This window comes from Clostridioides sp. LIBA-6822 (assembly GCF_056688955.1).
Genome location: NZ_CP196995.1, coordinates 889,703 through 907,004 on the forward strand (window position 1 = coordinate 889,703; position 17,302 = coordinate 907,004).

18 protein-coding genes and 1 pseudogene are annotated in these 17,302 nt (G+C 29.3%); all 19 read left to right on the forward strand.

The genetic code is table 11. From position 1 onward, the window contains the following. The first annotated feature begins 390 nt into the window (after positions 1-390). The 19 genes and pseudogenes from ACTG48_RS04420 to ACTG48_RS04510 all read left to right on the forward strand — a co-directional run bounded on the left by ACTG48_RS04420 (position 391) and on the right by ACTG48_RS04510 (position 17,168). Positions 391-2,376: a BglG family transcription antiterminator gene (locus tag ACTG48_RS04420; protein ID WP_479918232.1), complete on the forward strand. Its 1,986-nt coding sequence runs from the start codon at positions 391-393 to the stop codon at positions 2,374-2,376. Between the two features lie 4 nt (positions 2,377-2,380). Further along, a complete protein-coding gene (locus tag ACTG48_RS04425; protein WP_479918233.1) occupies positions 2,381-2,815 on the forward strand; it encodes a transcriptional regulator GutM in 435 nt (144 codons plus the stop codon). Between the two features lie 28 nt (positions 2,816-2,843). Then, a complete protein-coding gene (srlA, locus tag ACTG48_RS04430; RefSeq protein WP_021383626.1) occupies positions 2,844-3,404 on the forward strand; it encodes a PTS glucitol/sorbitol transporter subunit IIC in 561 nt (186 codons plus the stop codon). 258 nt (positions 3,405-3,662) lie between these two features. Continuing rightward, positions 3,663-4,115: pseudogene (locus ACTG48_RS04435) on the forward strand (PTS glucitol/sorbitol transporter subunit IIB); the annotation flags it as partial. An 87-nt stretch (positions 4,116-4,202) separates the two neighbouring features. After that, positions 4,203-4,622 (forward strand): PTS glucitol/sorbitol transporter subunit IIB, encoded by a 420-nt coding sequence (locus ACTG48_RS04440; protein ID WP_407813854.1) that lies wholly within the window; start codon positions 4,203-4,205, stop codon positions 4,620-4,622. 40 nt (positions 4,623-4,662) lie between these two features. Then, a complete protein-coding gene (locus ACTG48_RS04445) occupies positions 4,663-5,028 on the forward strand; it encodes a PTS glucitol/sorbitol transporter subunit IIA (protein WP_021383629.1) in 366 nt (121 codons plus the stop codon). A gap of 100 nt (positions 5,029-5,128) precedes the next feature. Next, on the forward strand, positions 5,129-5,902 hold the full coding sequence (gene srlD / locus ACTG48_RS04450) for a sorbitol-6-phosphate dehydrogenase (protein ID WP_479918234.1): 774 nt from the start codon (positions 5,129-5,131) through the stop codon (positions 5,900-5,902). Positions 5,903-6,169: 267 nt separating this feature from the next. Then, the gene (locus ACTG48_RS04455; protein ID WP_479918235.1) at positions 6,170-8,257 is read left to right on the forward strand and encodes a molybdopterin-dependent oxidoreductase; all 2,088 of its coding nucleotides are present in this window, start codon (positions 6,170-6,172) and stop codon (positions 8,255-8,257) included. A gap of 86 nt (positions 8,258-8,343) precedes the next feature. Continuing rightward, complete coding sequence (gene spoIIAA, locus ACTG48_RS04460) at positions 8,344-8,679, forward strand: anti-sigma F factor antagonist (RefSeq protein ID WP_021383577.1); 336 nt, start codon at positions 8,344-8,346, stop codon at positions 8,677-8,679. Between the two features lie 13 nt (positions 8,680-8,692). Continuing rightward, complete coding sequence (spoIIAB, locus tag ACTG48_RS04465) at positions 8,693-9,121, forward strand: anti-sigma F factor (RefSeq protein ID WP_021383646.1); 429 nt, start codon at positions 8,693-8,695, stop codon at positions 9,119-9,121. Between the two features lie 22 nt (positions 9,122-9,143). Continuing rightward, positions 9,144-9,908 carry an RNA polymerase sporulation sigma factor SigF gene (gene sigF, locus ACTG48_RS04470; protein ID WP_021383657.1) on the forward strand — a complete coding sequence of 255 codons (765 nt, stop codon included), beginning with the start codon at positions 9,144-9,146 and terminating at the stop codon, positions 9,906-9,908. Positions 9,909-10,180: 272 nt separating this feature from the next. After that, complete coding sequence (gene spoVAC, locus ACTG48_RS04475) at positions 10,181-10,618, forward strand: stage V sporulation protein AC (RefSeq protein WP_003418420.1); 438 nt, start codon at positions 10,181-10,183, stop codon at positions 10,616-10,618. 155 nt (positions 10,619-10,773) lie between these two features. After that, positions 10,774-11,787, forward strand: coding sequence for a stage V sporulation protein AD (gene spoVAD, locus ACTG48_RS04480; protein ID WP_021383664.1), 1,014 nt, complete (start codon positions 10,774-10,776; stop codon positions 11,785-11,787). A 12-nt stretch (positions 11,788-11,799) separates the two neighbouring features. Beyond that, complete coding sequence (spoVAE, locus tag ACTG48_RS04485; protein WP_021383580.1) at positions 11,800-12,162, forward strand: stage V sporulation protein AE; 363 nt, start codon at positions 11,800-11,802, stop codon at positions 12,160-12,162. A gap of 181 nt (positions 12,163-12,343) precedes the next feature. Then, positions 12,344-13,360, forward strand: a complete 1,017-nt coding sequence (locus tag ACTG48_RS04490) for a LacI family DNA-binding transcriptional regulator (RefSeq protein ID WP_479918236.1) — start codon at positions 12,344-12,346, stop codon at positions 13,358-13,360. Positions 13,361-13,735: 375 nt separating this feature from the next. Next, on the forward strand, positions 13,736-14,566 hold the full coding sequence (locus ACTG48_RS04495; protein WP_479918237.1) for a DUF3100 domain-containing protein: 831 nt from the start codon (positions 13,736-13,738) through the stop codon (positions 14,564-14,566). Between the two features lie 17 nt (positions 14,567-14,583). Continuing rightward, entirely contained in the window at positions 14,584-15,048 is a 465-nt protein-coding gene (locus ACTG48_RS04500) for a hypothetical protein (protein WP_479918238.1), read from the forward strand. A 14-nt stretch (positions 15,049-15,062) separates the two neighbouring features. Next, positions 15,063-16,205: a M20 family metallopeptidase gene (locus ACTG48_RS04505; protein ID WP_479918239.1), complete on the forward strand. Its 1,143-nt coding sequence runs from the start codon at positions 15,063-15,065 to the stop codon at positions 16,203-16,205. Between the two features lie 27 nt (positions 16,206-16,232). Further along, the gene (locus ACTG48_RS04510) at positions 16,233-17,168 is read left to right on the forward strand and encodes a DUF1177 domain-containing protein (protein WP_479918240.1); all 936 of its coding nucleotides are present in this window, start codon (positions 16,233-16,235) and stop codon (positions 17,166-17,168) included. Positions 17,169-17,302 lie beyond the last annotated feature (134 nt).

Here is a 17,302-nt window from a genome sequence, read left to right on the forward strand (position 1 = left end):
AAAAATATAATTATAAAATATATAAAATAATATATTGAATATTTAAAAAGCCTAATGTGTTTTCAAAACAGATGTGTGAAATCTGTGATAGTTAACAACATAAGGCTTTTATTGTTTTATATAATATTATTGTGAGGAACATTTTAAAATTAATTTATGACTTAACTTAATAGATATAAGAAAAAAATAAAATCTATAAGAAAATAAAAATTGATATATGATTTTCATTTGAGAATGAGATTTAACATGTTAATATACACTTTTCCAGAGTGTTGTGAAAAAATGTATATTAGTTCCTCTTTTTCAAATCTTATTTGAAAAAGAGAATATTAATTATCTATATGGTTTAGATTATAATAAAAAATGTAAGATAACAAAGGGGAGAAAAAGATGTCAATGACTTATATGGACCCTAGGGTTTTTTTGATTTTGGAAATGGTGTTGAAAGAAGATACAAATACTCTAGAACAGTTTTCAAATGTTATAGGTGTTAGTACTAGGACTATCAGAAATTATATAAACCAGATTAATCGAGAACTAAAAGATGGCATTGCTAAAATAGTTAAAAACGAAAAAGGTACATATAGTATAAGAATTGAAGATGAAAGTAAATTAATTGAGATTGTAAATTTCAATAGAGGAAAGGCATCAAATTTTATAAATTTAAATTCACCTGAAGAAAGAATAAATTATGTTCTTGATATTTTAACTATGACTAACAATCCAATTACTATAGATGACTTGGCTGAAGAGATATGTATAGGGAGAACAACATTAATAAAGGATTTAAAAAAGGCAGATAAGATTTTAGCTGAGTACGATTTGGAGCTAAAAAGAAAGCCCAATATAGGAATGATTTTAGTTGGCGAAGAAATGGATATAAGGTTACTAGTCCTTGATAGGTTATATGAAAATTATATTGATATACTGGAAAACGTTAATCACATAAGTGTTATTAAAGATAGTGATATTGAATGTCTTAGAGATGGATTAAAAAATTTATTTAATCAAGAAGAACTCTATATAACAGAGCAGGTCTTAAAGGATGTTGAAAGATACATAATAATATCTGTATTAAGAAATCTAAATGGATATAAATTTGAAAAGATAGATAAGAGGTTTGAAGTCATAAGATGTTCAGATGAATATATTTTAGGATTAAAACTTAAATCTTTGTTGGAAAATATATTTAATATAGTTTTAAATGAAAAAGAAACCATATTTTTAACAATGCCATTAATAGGTAGAAAAGCTCCTAGTACAAAGTTAGCACTTAGCAGCATAAAGATAAATGATAGTGTAAAAGAAGTTGTAGATGAAGTAACTAGTTTTCTATTGGAGACATCTGGAATTGATTTTAAAGAAGATAAGAAGCTTATAGAAAATTTAGAATATCATTTGTATTTTGCACTTAATAGAATGAGATTTAACATACGAGTAAAAAATCCATTATTGCAAGAAATAAAGGAAAGATATACATTTCCATATAGTGTTGCAAAGATAGCTGCAATGATAATTGAAGAAAAGTTTGATTTAAAGATATGTGACCATGAAATAGGATACATAGCATTACACTTTGGAAGTTATTTTGAAAAAAATTCAAGGAAAATTTTGAATGTAAACAGAGTAGCTGTTGTTTGTGGTACAGGTCTTGGAACTGCACAACTTATTAGGATAAAAATAGGAAAAATTCTTGGAGAAAGTGTTGAAGTAAATACCTTTTCTGACATAGAAGCTAAATCCAATCTGGAGTTATTAAAGTACTATGACCTAGTATTTACAACAGTAGATTTTAAGACGGACTTAAATGTTCCAATTTTCAGAGTAAATGCCTTATTTAATGAAGAAAGTATAAAAAAAGAAATAGAGAATGCCATACTCTTGAAAAATAGTATAAATCTTAAATCTATAAAGCATATTGAAAAGAACATTCCTTTTATAGGTAAGTTAGTTGAAGAAGATAAGTTTTTTATACTGAATAAGGACACATTTATGGAAAATTTAGAAGAAATGTTAGTAAAGCTAGTACATAAAGGTATTATTGATTTGGAGTTTAAGGAAAATGTATTAAAAAGAGAAAAGAAGTCTTCTACAGCATTAGATAATTACATAGCATTACCTCATTCAGTTAGTTCTAATGGAGAAAATCTTTATCTGGCATTTGGTATATTAGAAAATCCAGTAGTTTGGGATACAAAGGAAATTAGAATAATAATATTAATGATAATTCCAGATAGGAATGTAGAAAGTACAGATTTGATAATAAAAAGTTATGAAGAGGTACTTGAAATAGGGAGAGACAAGAAAATGGTAGAAGCTCTTGCTAAAGTAAAATCATTTGATGAATTTTATAAAATAATTACTAAGAGGAGGTAATAATATGGACCCAGTAATTTTTATTATAGTATCACTTATTGCAGTTTATTTATTAAACATTTTTCTTGGATACTTACAGCTTAAAGATTTTAATAAAAATTATATTGAACTAAAAAGAAGAGGTAGAGTTGCAATAGGAAGAAAAAAAGGAAGAATATCATCAGGTACAATTGTACTAATACTCATAGATGCGGATGGTGTGATTGTTGAAACTAGAAAAATGCAAGGTGTTACAGTATTAGCAAGAGTAAAAGTATTTGAAGGACTTTTAGGAAAAGACTTAGGAGACCTAAAGGAATCAGATTTAGTTGCTTATAATAAACTACTTAAAAAGGCAATACTAGATGCAGTCAAACAGTACACAACATTTGAGAAAAATAGATGTGAGAACACAAATAATATTAGTACTGATGAAGAATGTAAGATGGAAGTAGTTTAAAAATATATATTTATAAGGAGGAGTTAATATGACACAATTTTTTCAAGTATTAGCAAGTGGTGCAGACAGTTTTATGAATTTATTTAGGGCAGGTGGTCAACAATTTGTAGGATTTGTAACAGATATAGTTCCACTTTTAGTAGCTTTATTGGTTACAATGAATGCAATTATCAACTTTATAGGTACAGATAGAGTCGAGAAGCTTGCAAAAAAATGTTCTGCAAATATATTTACTAGATATTTAATATTACCAGTACTTGGTACATTTGTATTTGCAAATCCAATGACATTATCACTTGGAAGATTTTTACCAGAGAAGTTTAAACCTAGTTATTTTGCAGCAGCGAGTTTTTCATGTCATACAATGAATGGATTATTCCCACACATTAATCCAGGGGAGCTATTTATATATCTAGGAATTGCAAATGGTATAACAACTTTAGGATTTTCAACAGCAGATTTAGCAGTTAGATATTTGTTGGTTGGTATAATTGCAAACTTTATTAAAGGTGTGGTTACTGACTATACAACAAAATTTGTAGAGAAGCAACAAGGAATATCATTAAATTCAGATATAAATATTGGATAATTATTTTAAGGAATAATTAAATTATTCTAAGTGGTAAGTAAATTATCATATATAACAAGCAAACTATTTTGAGTAGTAACTGAACTAATTAAGTTAAGAAAATTACATATAAAATATAAGAAAGTTATTATCAAGTGAAAGAAAATAAATAATAGTATTAAAGAATTTAAAATAAGGGCATTAAAAAAGAAATAGATACAATTTAGATGAAGAGAATAAATAAAATACAAAAATAGTGTATATAGGAGGAGAATTTGTATGTCATTTAATAAAGTTAAAATAGTAAAAGGTTCTGGAGGATGGGGTGGACCATTGATAATAGAGCCAACAGAAAAGAAAAATAAGGTAGTGTATGTAACTGGAGGAGCAAAACCAGAAACTGCCGTAAGAATAGCTGAACTTACAGGGTGTGAATTAATAGATGGATTTTCACAGGGTGTCAAAGATGATGAAATAGCATGTGTAATAATAAATTGTGGTGGTACATTGAGATGTGGTATATATCCTCAAAAGAAAATACCAACTATAAACATAATGAAAACAGGTAAAAGTGGACCATTAGCAATGTTTATAAAAGAAGATATATATGTTTCAGGGGTAAAACCAAACAATGTAGAGCAAGTATAATTGTGGATGTAGGAGGGAAAAAATATGGCTTATGATACTAAAAAGAAGATAAGTGAACAGAGTCAAGGAATTGTCGCAAAAATAGGTATAGCACTAGGTAATGTGACAAGCACTCTTTTTCAAGCTGGTAGAGATACTATAGATACATTAATACACACTATATTGCCTTTTATGGCTTTCGTTGCCGTACTAATAGGTATAATAAATCAATCAGGCGTAGGAAATTGGGTGGCCAACTTACTTACTCCACTAATAGGAAATGTTGGAGGGCTAGTTGTTTTATCAATAATATGTTCATTTCCGTTGCTATCACCATTTCTTGGACCAGGAGCCGTTATAGCTCAAATAGTAGGGGTATTGGTTGGGACAGAAATAGGAAAGGGAAATATTCCACCAAGTTTAGCATTGCCAGCATTGTTTGCAATAAATTCGCAGGCAGCATGTGACTTTATACCAGTAGGGCTTGGTCTCGCAGAAGCTGAACCTGATACAGTTCAAGTAGGAGTTCCATCAGTTTTATATTCTAGATTTTTAACAGGTGCGCCAACTGTTCTACTGGCATGGTTAGCAAGCTTTGGATTATATAAATAAAAGAATACTTTATAAATAATTAGAGAGAGGTTCAGTTGATATGGAATTAATATACAGTACCCGAATAAATAAAATAGGAGACAATGCAAATGAATTTTTAGAACATAATATGTTTGTAACTTTCAAGGATAATGCTCCTCAAGAATTAGAAAATTACTGTTATATACATTCTGAAAATAATTTAGTAAAAGAAATACTTACGAATGATGTGTTATCAATAAATAATGTTGATTATAAAATTACTTCTGTTGGTGAGTTAGTAAATCAAAATCTTTCAGAATTAGGTCATATAACATTTAAGTTTACAGGTGAGAAAGAAGGAGCAATTGGAGGGACCTTATATCTTGAAGAAAAAGAAATAGCACCTATTGGCGTAGGTACTATACTAAAAATAATTAGAAAATAAAATTTAAAACTAATCTAATCATATTATAAGTAAATTATAGGTAAAAGTCAATTTAGCTAATCGGGTTAACTTTTAATGTGATATAAAAGGGGAAATTAAAATGAGAAAAGTAGCTTTAGTAGTTGGAGGCGGAAGAAGTTTAGGAGAGTTTTTATCTAAACATCTAGCTAAAGTAGGTTATAATGTTGCTATTGCAGATTTAAATGAAGATAATGCAAAAAAAGTAGCTGAAGAAATAGAAAAAGAATTTGATTGTAAATCCATAGGATATAGCTGTAATGCCACTGATGAAGAACAGGTTATAAGTACTGTTAAAAAGATTGAAAATGATTTTGATAGGATTGATTTGTTGGTATACAATGCAGGAGTAGCTGTAAGTAAAAAAATAACCGACTTTGGATATAGAGATTTTAAATTTATTGTAGATGTAAATTTAAATGGGTACTTTCTATTTGCAAGGGAAGTATCTAAGGTCATGATATCAAAAGGTATTGAAGGTAGAATAATACAGATAAATTCAAAATCAGGTAGAGTAGGTAGTAAGCATAATTCAGGATATTCAGCAGGTAAATTTGCTGGAGTAGGTCTTACTCAAAGTTTAGCATTAGATTTGGCAGAACATAAGATAACTGTAAATGCATTGATGCTTGGAAATTTACTTGATTCTGATATGTTTGAAAGTTTAATTCCTCAATATGCAGTAAAATTGGGGATACCTGAATCAGAAGTTAAGCAAGTTTATATAGATAAAGTACCTCTAAAAAGAGGTTGTAGATTTATAGATGTTGCAAATATGCTTACATTTTATGCTTCCAAGGAAGCTGAATACTGTACAGGTCAATCTATAAATGTTACTGGTGGACAAGTTATGTAAAGTCTTTATAACCTTTCAATTTATGTATCTCAAAGATATATTAATTGAGAGGTTATTTTTATATTTAACAACTATAGTATGCAATCAAAATTATAAGATAGTAAGTTTTTAAAAGAGAATTTTACAATAATATTATATTTATGAAGTATTTTTAAATTTAATTTGATAAAATGTATTTATGTTTCATATAAAAGTAGTTTTGAGTATATACAATTTAATAAATTATAGGAAATAGGATAGTTTTTAATAAGGAAAGAAGGATATTTTATGGATATAGTAAAGAAATTAAGTCATGGATGTACACTAGATTGCCATGATTGTTGTAAATTTAATGTTTATATTAAAGGAAATAACATAATAAAAATTGAAGGAGATAAAAACCATCCTTACACAAAAGGATTTATATGTAAAAAAGGACTGGCTCATTTAGATAGACTAAATCATAAAGAGAGGATAGAGACACCTATGCTTAAAGTTAATGGAGTATGGAAGGAAATTTCTTTTGATAAAGCTATAGAGATAATGTCAGAAAAGCTTATAGACTATAAAGAAAAGTACACATCAAAGTCTGTTATGCATTATGACCAATATGGAAGTGGGTCTGTACTAAAATACATAGGAGATATATTTTTTAATTTTTATGGAGGAGTTAGTAGGCACAAGGGTGGTCCATGTTGGAGTGCAGGAATGCATGCTCAAAAGTATGATTTTGGAGAAGCTAAAAGTCACGCTATAGAAGATATGTTAAATAGTAAAAGCATATTTGTATGGGGAAAAAATCCAGCATATACTACAATTCATACTATGCAAATAATTAAAAAGGCTAAAGATAAAGGAATACAGATAGTAGTAATTGACCCCATATATACAAAAACAGCTCAAATAGCAGATAAATACATAAAAGTAAATCCTGGAACAGATGGAGCTTTAGCTATAGCTATGGCAAAAGTTATAGTAGAAGATAAATTATACGATGAAGAATATATAAACTCATACGTTATTGGTTTTGAGGAGTACAAAAAATATTTACATTCATTGGAATTAAGCTTTTTAATTAATGAATGTGGAGTTAAAGAGAATGAGATAAGAGAGCTAGTTGATTTATATACAAACAAATATTCAACTATAAACCTTGGGTATGGACTTCAGAAATATAAAAATGGAGGAAATACAATAAGAGCCATAGATGCTTTAGGAGCTATAACAGGTCAAATAGGTTTTAGTGGTGGAGGTATAAACTATGCAAATAAGGTTTATCCAAACATTATAAACTCTGACCCTTATAATAGCCAATCATATGGAGAAGATAGAGAATTTTATGTAAGTAACATTAGTAAGTTTATAGAAGAATCTTTAAAAGATACATCTAAGGGGCTTGATGATACACAATATAAAGCAAATTGTATATCGAATGAATTAAATTACTCGTCAAGTAAATCAATAAAAGCTAATATTCCTATAAAGATGGCTGTTATAACTAAAAGTAATATGTTAAATCAATTGCCAGATTTAGTAGAATTAGAAAGAGTGTTTTCAAAGATTGAATTTAAAGTATGCTTTGACATGTTTATGACTGATACAGCTACGTTATGCGACCTGTTTATACCTTGTACAAATACACTAGAAAGTGAAGATATAATCTATAGTTCAATGACTAATCCATATATAACTTATAATGAAAGGGCAGTAAAGCCAAAACATAAGCTGATGGATGAATACTATTTCTTTATGGAGTTAGCTAAAAAGATGGAACTTAAAGAGTATCCATTTGTGAAAAAAAGAGAATATCTAGCGAAAGTGATTGAACCACTCAAACAATTCGATAAGAATTTAGATATAGAAAAACTTAAAAACAATTACTTTACCATACATAGACCTGTTGCTTGGGAAGATAAGATGTTTGAAACTCCATCTGGAAAGTATGAGCTTTATTCAGAACGAATAAAAAGTTTGGGAATAAGCCCAATACCCGTGTATATGAGTCATAAATCTAAAAATATAAAAGAAAAAAATGAAAATACTTATTTTAGATTATTGACTAATCATCATGCAGATACTTTGTTTAGTCAACACTTTATGGACAAGACTTCTATATCGCAAGCATATATAAATAAAAGTATGGCTAAACAATTAGGCATTAAGGATAGAGATATTGTGACTTTAAACTCAAAAAAAGCAAAAATAGATGTACAAATAAATATAGATGATGGAGTAGGTAATTATATAGTAAAAATGTATGTTGGTTGGTGGAAGAAACATGGGAATCCAAACAGTTTGACAGACTCTGGCATATCAGACTTTGGTGGTCAGGTAACATATAATGAAAGCATGGTAGAAATAATACGACAAAACTAGTTAAATTTCATTGAAGGAATAAAAATAGAATTATAGAATTGATTAAAAGTTACTATTTTTACAAAACTATTGAAGGAGGGATTTTGATGGTAAATTATTCCTTAGAACATAAGAATCTATACATAGAATTTATGTGCTCAGAACTAGACCACCATGTAGCCAATGAAATAAGGGAAGAAATAGATAACTTATTAAGTGTAAATCAAGTTAGAAATGTTGTATTTAATTTTGAAAATATTAATTTTATGGATTCTTCAGGTATAGGTGTCATCATAGGTAGATATAAAAAGATTTCTAATGAAGGGGGACGAGTTTCAGTAATTAATATAGGTTCACGAGTTAAGAAAATTTTTGATTTATCTGGGTTAAATAAAATTATTGGCATTTATGATACGTATGAAGAAGCTCTAAGTTCTTTGTAGGGAGGAGTATGTGATGAATAATATTATGGAAGTTAAATTTTCGGCAATATCTGAAAATGAAAGTTTAGCAAGAGTTATAGTAGCATCCTTTGCAGCTAAATTAGACCCAACAGTAGATGAATTAGTGGATATAAAAACTGCTGTCTCTGAGGCTGTTACAAATGCTATAATACATGGATATGAAGAAGATAGTTCTAAGTTTGTTTTTTTAAGATGTGAGATAGAAGGAAATATTATAAAAATTATAGTTGAAGATGAAGGGTATGGAATAGAAAATGTGGAGAAGGCAATGGAACCACTTTATACATCAAAACCAGAACTTGATAGATCAGGAATGGGATTCACAGTAATGAAAAGCTTTATGGACGATGTAGAGGTAAGTTCTGTAAAAGATAATGGTACTAGAATTGAAATGACTAAAAAAATAAATGTGCCTAAATAAAGTCCAAAAGTGAGGTTTTATTATGGAAGTAACTGTTGCCAGAGAAGAAAAAAAACCTCTTCTTAGTCATGAGGAGACTCTAGAACTTATTGACAAAGTTCAAAATGGAGATGAAGAGGCAAAAGAAATATTAATATCAAGCAATTTAGGTCTAGTTAGGAGCGTTGTATCTAGATTTTTAAATATAGGATATGATAGAGAGGATTTATTTCAGTTAGGTTCTATAGGCTTAATAAAATCAATATATAAATTTGACCCAAAATTTAATGTAAAATTCTCTACTTATGCGGTACCTATGATTTTAGGTGAAATAAAGAGGTACTTAAGAGATGATGGTATGATAAAAGTATCAAGGTCATTAAAGCAAATAGCTATAAAGGCTAAGATGGAAAGTGAATCATTGACCAAAAAGTTAGGTAGAGAACCGAGTATAGAAGAATTGTCTAAAGCAATTGATGTAGAAAAAGAAGATTTAGTAATGGCTATGGAAGCTAATTTCAACGTTGAATATTTGCAAGGTGTTATTCATGAAGAGGAAGGTTCTCCAATATGTCTTATTGATAAAATAAGCATGAAAGGAGAAAGTGAGGAAGAAAAAGTAGTAGATAACATACTGTTAAAAGACATACTTGGAAAACTAGATAAGAGAGAACGTCAAATAATAGTTCTCAGATATTTTGAAGATATGACTCAAAGTGAAATAGGAGAAATGCTCAATATATCACAGGTTCAAGTGTCTAGGATAGAGAAAAAGGTGTTGTCTAAATTAAAAGAATATATATCATGAGAATATTTATGATATATAAAACCATAAAATATAATAAGAATATTACTAAAATAAACTGTAATAGATTGTTATATTAAACTTTTAAACTATTATTAAAAGTTTCTAAATTACAATAAAAAATATTAAAAAATAAGGTGTCTTTATGAAAGAAAATAAATTATTTTCTTTATTAGGCATCTTTTTTATTTTTTGATGAAACTTTAAGCTGTCAAAATAAATAATAGGTTTATTTTTTTAAAATTAACAAATAATACTTTAGAGAGGTGTTTAGTATGGATAAAAATTATAAAAAATATGTAGACCAAATAAGCCCAAAACCTACATATTTAAAAAACTATACGCTTGCATTTATTGTAGGTGGAATTATTTGTATGATAGGGCAAGCAATAAATGATTTATACATGAAAGTTGGAGGTCTTGATAAATTAGGTGCTAGTTCTGCAACATCAATAACACTAATATTTATAGGGGCATTTTTAACTGGGTTAGGAGTTTATGACCTAATAGGAAAAAGGGCTGGAGCTGGTTCTATAATTCCAATAACAGGTTTTGCAAACTCAATAGTATCTCCAGCAATGGAATATAAAAGAGAAGGTTATGTATTAGGTGTAGGTGCAAACTTATTTAAAATTGCAGGGCCAGTTCTAGTTTATGGGATAGGTTCTTCTATTTTATGTGGGATTATTTATTATATCTTTAAGATGTTTTAGATGGTTTTTATTTAATTTAAACTCTATTAATTGCAAAATAGCTATGAAAGTTGAAAATTAACTATGAAGCTTGTTAGTTAGAAAATAGTTATGAAGATTTCAATTGATATTAAAAAATTAAATATTAAAATGCAAAATTAAAAAGGTGTGAAAATATGAAAAATAAAAGAATTGGAAAAAGAACAGTAAAATTAGAAAATAAACCAACAATAATATCAACTGGAACTATAGTAGGCTCTAAAGAAGGTGAAGGACCGCTAAAGGACTATTTTGATATGATTATGACTGATGATTTATATGGTGAAAAAACTTGGGAATTAGCTGAAAGTAAGATGGTAGAGACTGCATCTCAGAAAGCTATACAAAAGGCAGGGAAAAAACTAACAGATGTAAATTATATGTTAGGTGGAGATTTAATAAATCAAATAGTCCCAGCATCATTCGCAGCAAGGGAATTAGCAATTCCATTTCTAGGTATATACGGAGCTTGTTCTACAATGGCAGAAGGTCTTTGCATAGGTTCTATGCTTATAGATGGTGGTTTTGCAGATTTAGTACTATCAGGTACATCAAGTCATTATTGTACAGCAGAAAGACAGTTTAGATTTCCTCTAGAACTTGGAAATCAAAAGCCAATGACAGCTCAATGGACAGTTACAGGAGCAGGAAGTGTATTATTAGCTCCTAATGGAGATGGTCCTAAGGTAAAATACGTTACAGTTGGTAAAGTAATAGATGAAGGTATTGATGATGGTAATAATATGGGACCAGCTATGGCTCCAGCAGCAATAGATACAATATATTCTTATTTTGAAGATACTAATGATGACCCAAATAGCTTTGATATAATTGCAACTGGGGATTTAGGTACTCTTGGAAAACAGATAACAGAAGACTTTTTGAAAGAAAAAGGTGTAGATATATCAAAATGTTACACTGACTGTGGTATAGAAATGTTTAATCTTAAAGAACAAGATGTCCATTGTGGTGGAAGTGGATGTGGATGTTCAGCTACAGTATTTGCAGGGTATATATATGAAAAGTTGAGAAAAAAAGAATTTAATAAAGTAATGCTTGTATCAACAGGAGCATTACTATCACCAACAAGTACACTACAAAAGCAGACAATACCATGTGTTGCACATGCAGTAGTAATAGTAAATGAGTAGGAAGTGATATATATGTTAATGGACTATGTAAGAGTATTTATTGTAGGTGGAATTATATGTTTAATAGCCCAAGTAATGATGGATTATTTTAAAATGCAAACTCCATATGTTATGGTAACATATGTAACAACTGGTGTAGTTTTAACTTTTCTAGGTCTTTACGAACCATTAGTTAAGTTTGCAGCAGCAGGTGCAACAGTTCCTATAATAGGATTTGGATATTCACTTGCTACAGGGGTAATAAAGTCAATTCAAAGTGATGGCTTTTTAGGTATCTTTTTAGGTGGTACAACTGCTACAGCTGGTGGAATAGCAGCTGCTATATTCTTTGGATATCTTATGTCAGTAGTATTTACACCAAAAGCGAAACCATAAATATTACTTAAGAGAATAATAAATTTTAAAATAATAACTTTTTATAAAATAGGCAGATATCTTTTAGATTCTGTCTATTTTTTATATAAAGAAGCGTTTACATAATTGAAGTTGACAATTATTTACAACATAGTGTAGTATTATATTATCAAAATAAAATGAAGTGAAGTAGGGGATAAAGATGGTAACTATTAAAGATATTGCAAGGAATCTAGGTATCAGTTATTCAACCGTTTCTAGGTGCTTAAATAATAATCCTAATGTATCTGAAAAGACAAAAAAGAAGGTAGTAGAAGAGGCTAATAGACTAGGGTTCCATTTTAATGTAAATGCAAGAAATCTGGCCAAAAAAGAAACAGGCAGAATCGGGGTAATCTTTTCAAATAATTTTAATCACCAAGATACTAGAAAGTTTTTTAGTGATATAATGGACAGTTCTATAAATTCTATTGAGACTAATAAATACGATTTTATAATACAACCTAATAATAATATTAGTGGTGACAGTAATGTATATAAAATGGTAAATGGACAAATGGTAGATGGATTAGTAATTGTGTCTCAATCAATAAAAAAAGAAGAGTATGAATTTTTAAAAGATAATAATTTTCCACATGTATTTATATATTTTAAACCATCTTTTGTAGGAGAAGTAGACAATTTCTTTTGGGATGATAATGTGTATGGTGGTTATATAGCTACTAAGCATTTAATTGACCATGGTCATAAAAATATAATAACAGTAACTTCAGATGATAAGAGCTCAAAAATGCATGAAGATAGAACCAAGGGATATTTGAATGCTATGGAAGAGGCAAATTTAAAGACTGAGGTTATTGAATCTAAAATGGATTTTGAGTCTCAAGTTGAGTTGTTAGAAAAACATATTGATAAAATAAAAAAAGCATCAGCCATATTTGTACAGCAAGATGTACCAGCAATTTCTATAATACAAGAATTAAAAACTACTTATGGTATAAATGTACCAGAAGATATTTCTATAATAGGGTATAATAATATTGAGTTAATATCATATTTTAGGTCGCATTTATCAACGATAGATGACCCAAGAGAGCAAGTTATAAAAAATGGAGTAGACAGTTTAGTAAATATAATAAATAAAAAGGGAACAGAACATATTCCAAGAAAACTATATCCAAGGTTAATAATACGAAATAGTGTTAAAAGAATAAAGTAGTAAGTTTTTAAGTATAATAAATGTATTAGAAGTATTATACTTTGTATAAATTAATCTAAAAAATAATATGAATTGAGATTAAGAGGAGTAAGTGTATATAAGTACACTGTACTCCTTTATTTATTTAGGTAATTTTTATAAAATCAGTAAATAATTTTGTCAGCTTAGGTAATAATTTACTATCTATATAATGTAATCTAATAAATTATTTGTGTTTTATATCATGAATTTGTAATGTCTTATTTTGATTCATAACTAAAAGTATATAAAAATGATGAATAATATATATTATACATTATCAATGATAGGTTATATAATAAAATCACTAACAATTATATTATAAGAAAATTATAAAAATTACAAGGAGGTATAGAAATGAAAGAAAAAGCAGGGATTAGAAATGCCATAATAGCAGCCTTTATAATCACAATATTGGCGGAATTAATCGGTCCTATTTCATTTAAAGTTATGGGCATTAATATAACTTTACTTAGTATACTATGGGCTATCTTTATAGGAATGGCTGTTTCGCCCCATTTATTAGGACGAGTTATACCAGCTCTAAAAAAGTTTATAGGGGATAATGAAATAAATGTATCTCCATATTTGCTATCTTTAACACTATATCCATTAGGAATAATGTTTGGAATCAATGCAGGTCCTAAAGTTGGTATATTACTTCAAGCAGGGCCAGCACTTTTATTACAAGAATTTGGTCATATGGGTACAATGTTGATTGCATTACCTGTTGGAGTTGCATTAGGTCTTGGAAGAAGTGCATTAGGAGGTACTTTTTCATTATGTCGTGACACAGCACTAGGAATTATTGGAGATAAGTATGGATTAAATTCACCAGAAGGTATAGGAACATTAGGAACTTACATAAGTGGTAGTATATTTGGAACATTATTATTCTCATTTTTAGCACCAGTAGGAGTGCTTTTAGGATTTCATCCATATGCTTTAGCAATGGCATCAGGAATGGGTAGTGGTTCAATGATGGGAGCTGCAACGGCATCATTAATGAATACAGTTCCACAGATGTCGGAACAGATTTTAGCATATTCAGCAACTAGTGGTTTGATTACAGCTGTTACTGGAATATACATAGAGTTATTTTTATCTTTGCCAGTAGCCAATTATTATTATAGTAAAGTAGCTCCAATTATTGAAAGATTTAGAGGAAGAAAAACAAGTAATGACTAATAAAGGAGGGTGTCTATATGGAAAAAACTTTTAAGACTATTATGGAACAGATAAAAATAGTACTGTTTATATATATTATTATTTGCTTTGGGCAAATGATAGCACTTAAGACTCAGGCTAAGGATTTATTAATAGGAAGTATATTTGGTTTCTTGTTAGTTATAGTTGCTATTATAATCAAGAATTTTGTTAAAAGACCTAATTTGCCAGGTTTTGCATGGGCTACATTAGTTGCATTCATTTTATCACTTCCAATATCACCAGTGGGAGATATTATAGCAACTAATGTGGGAAAAATCAATTTTATGTCTACAGTGACACCATTGTTAGCTTTTGCAGGAATTTCTGTAGGTAACCAATTGGATATATTAAAGACTTTGAGCTGGAAGTTAGTGGTTATATCATTTATAGTTATGACATCTACTTACTTTGGTTCTGCTTTTATATCTCAAACAGTTTTAAGATTAAATGGAATGCTTTAAGGAGGTAGGTAAATATGAATGGATTAAAAGTAAAAATCAAAGAGGAAATAAAGGTATTATCTGAAGAAAAAAAGACATCATTTGAAAATGTATCTGATTACTTATTTGCAAATCCAGAATTGGCATTTGAAGAGTATAAGTCACAAAAAGCATTGTGTGATTTGTTAGAAGAAAATGGATTTAATGTAACTAAAGGTGTAGGAGGGTTGGAGACATCTTTTGAGGCTATTTATTCAAATGGGACTGGAAAAACAGTGGCTTTTTTAGCTGAATATGATGCACTTCCAGGTATGGGACATGCATGTGGGCATAATATTATAGGAACAAGCTCTGTTGGCGCTGGTATCATATTAAAAGAAATAATGGAAAAACATAATATAGAAGGAACTGTAAAAGTTTTTGGAACACCTGCAGAGGAAAGAGTAGGCGGAAAAATAACTATGATTAAAGAGGGAGTATTTAAAGATGTAGATGCTGCATTAATTTTACATCCAAGTGATGCTTCAATGCCTGATGATATATCATTTGCTCAAGTTAATTTAAAATTTGACTTTAGTGGTAAGGCATCACATGCAGCTGCCTATCCTTGGGAAGGAAAAAGTGCCTTAAGTGGGGTAATAGCATTGTTTAACAGTGTAAATAGTATGAGATTGCATCTTAAAGATTATGCAAGAGTACATGGAATTATAACTGATGGAGGTAGCATACATAATATAATTCCTGAAAAATCTACAGCAATATTTAATGTGAGAGCTTTAAGTATAGAATACTTAAATGAGATTTGTGATATGCTTAAAAACTGTGCTAAAGGAGCTTCAATTTCTACTGGAACTAGCGTAGAAATAGTTCAATTAGATGAAGTATACAAAGAAATTAAAAATGATTCAGAATTAGTGAATATAGTTAGAAGTAATTTTGAAGTGTTAGGTGAGGACTATATTGAAAGAGATTTAAGTCAAGGTATTGGGTCAACTGATACTGGAAATCTAACTCATGAAATACCTGCAATACAAGCATATATTAAATTAAAAGAAGACACTGCAACTCATACTGATGAATTTGCTGTTGCAGCTGGTGGTAAAGAAGGTAGAATAGCACTTATGAAAGCAATTAAGGTGCTAGCAATGTGTGGAGTAGATGTTTTATATAGTAAATAATATATAAGAAAGGAAATTAGATTAGACATGATATTAAAACAAGTAATAGAGGTTTATGACATTTTAGATAAAGCAAATGCTAATGGAGAAGAAGTAAAGTCTTATTTACAAAGTTATGGTGAAGTAGATGTAACAGTCAAGGAATTATCTTCAAGTAAAGGTTCAACTGATTTAGTCAAACTTACAATACCTGGTAAGAATGGAAAGCTAAATGGTGGAGATGCTCCTACTCTTGGAATTTTAGGTAGATTAGGAGGTATTGGAGCAAGACCAGAAGTAACAGGTTTTGTATCGGATGGTGATGGAGCATTAGTAGCAATTGCAGTTGCAGCAAGACTGTTGGATATGCAACGAAAAGGAGATATATTAGATGGTGATATTGTAATCTCAACTCATATTTGTCCAGATGCACCAACTAGAGAGCATTATCCTACACCTTTTATGGATTCACCAATAGATATGATGACTATGAATGAAAATGAAGTTGATAATAGTTGTGATGCAATACTTTCAATAGATACTACCAAAGGTAATAGAGTAATCAACAATAGAGGATTTGCAATATCACCAACTGTTAAGGAAGGTTACATATTAAAAACTAGTGATAATCTTTTGGATATTATGCAGACTGTTACTGGAAAGGCTCCATTTGTATTCCCTTTATCAATTCAAGATATAACACCATATGGAAATAATCTATATCACTTAAATAGTATTTTACAGCCAGCAGTTGCTATAGATGCACCAGTAGTAGGAGTAGCTATTACTACAGAGATGCCTGTTGCTGGATGTGCCACAGGTGCAACTAATTTTGCTGATTTAGATTCAGCAGGTAGATTTGCAATTGAAGTGGCTAAGTTATTTGGTAGAAATAAGTGTGAGTTTTATGATAAAGAAGAATGGGAAATGCTTATTGAAAGATATGGTAAATTAAATAGATTTCAGACATTTGGTATACAGTAATTAAAATAATATTGGGTTTATATAATTTGTGATATAACTGTCTGAAATATCTAAACAACTAGGAATAAATAATATGATGTAATTATAGAAAAAGAGTGTCTCATAGATAATTTAAAAAATCATCTATGAGACAC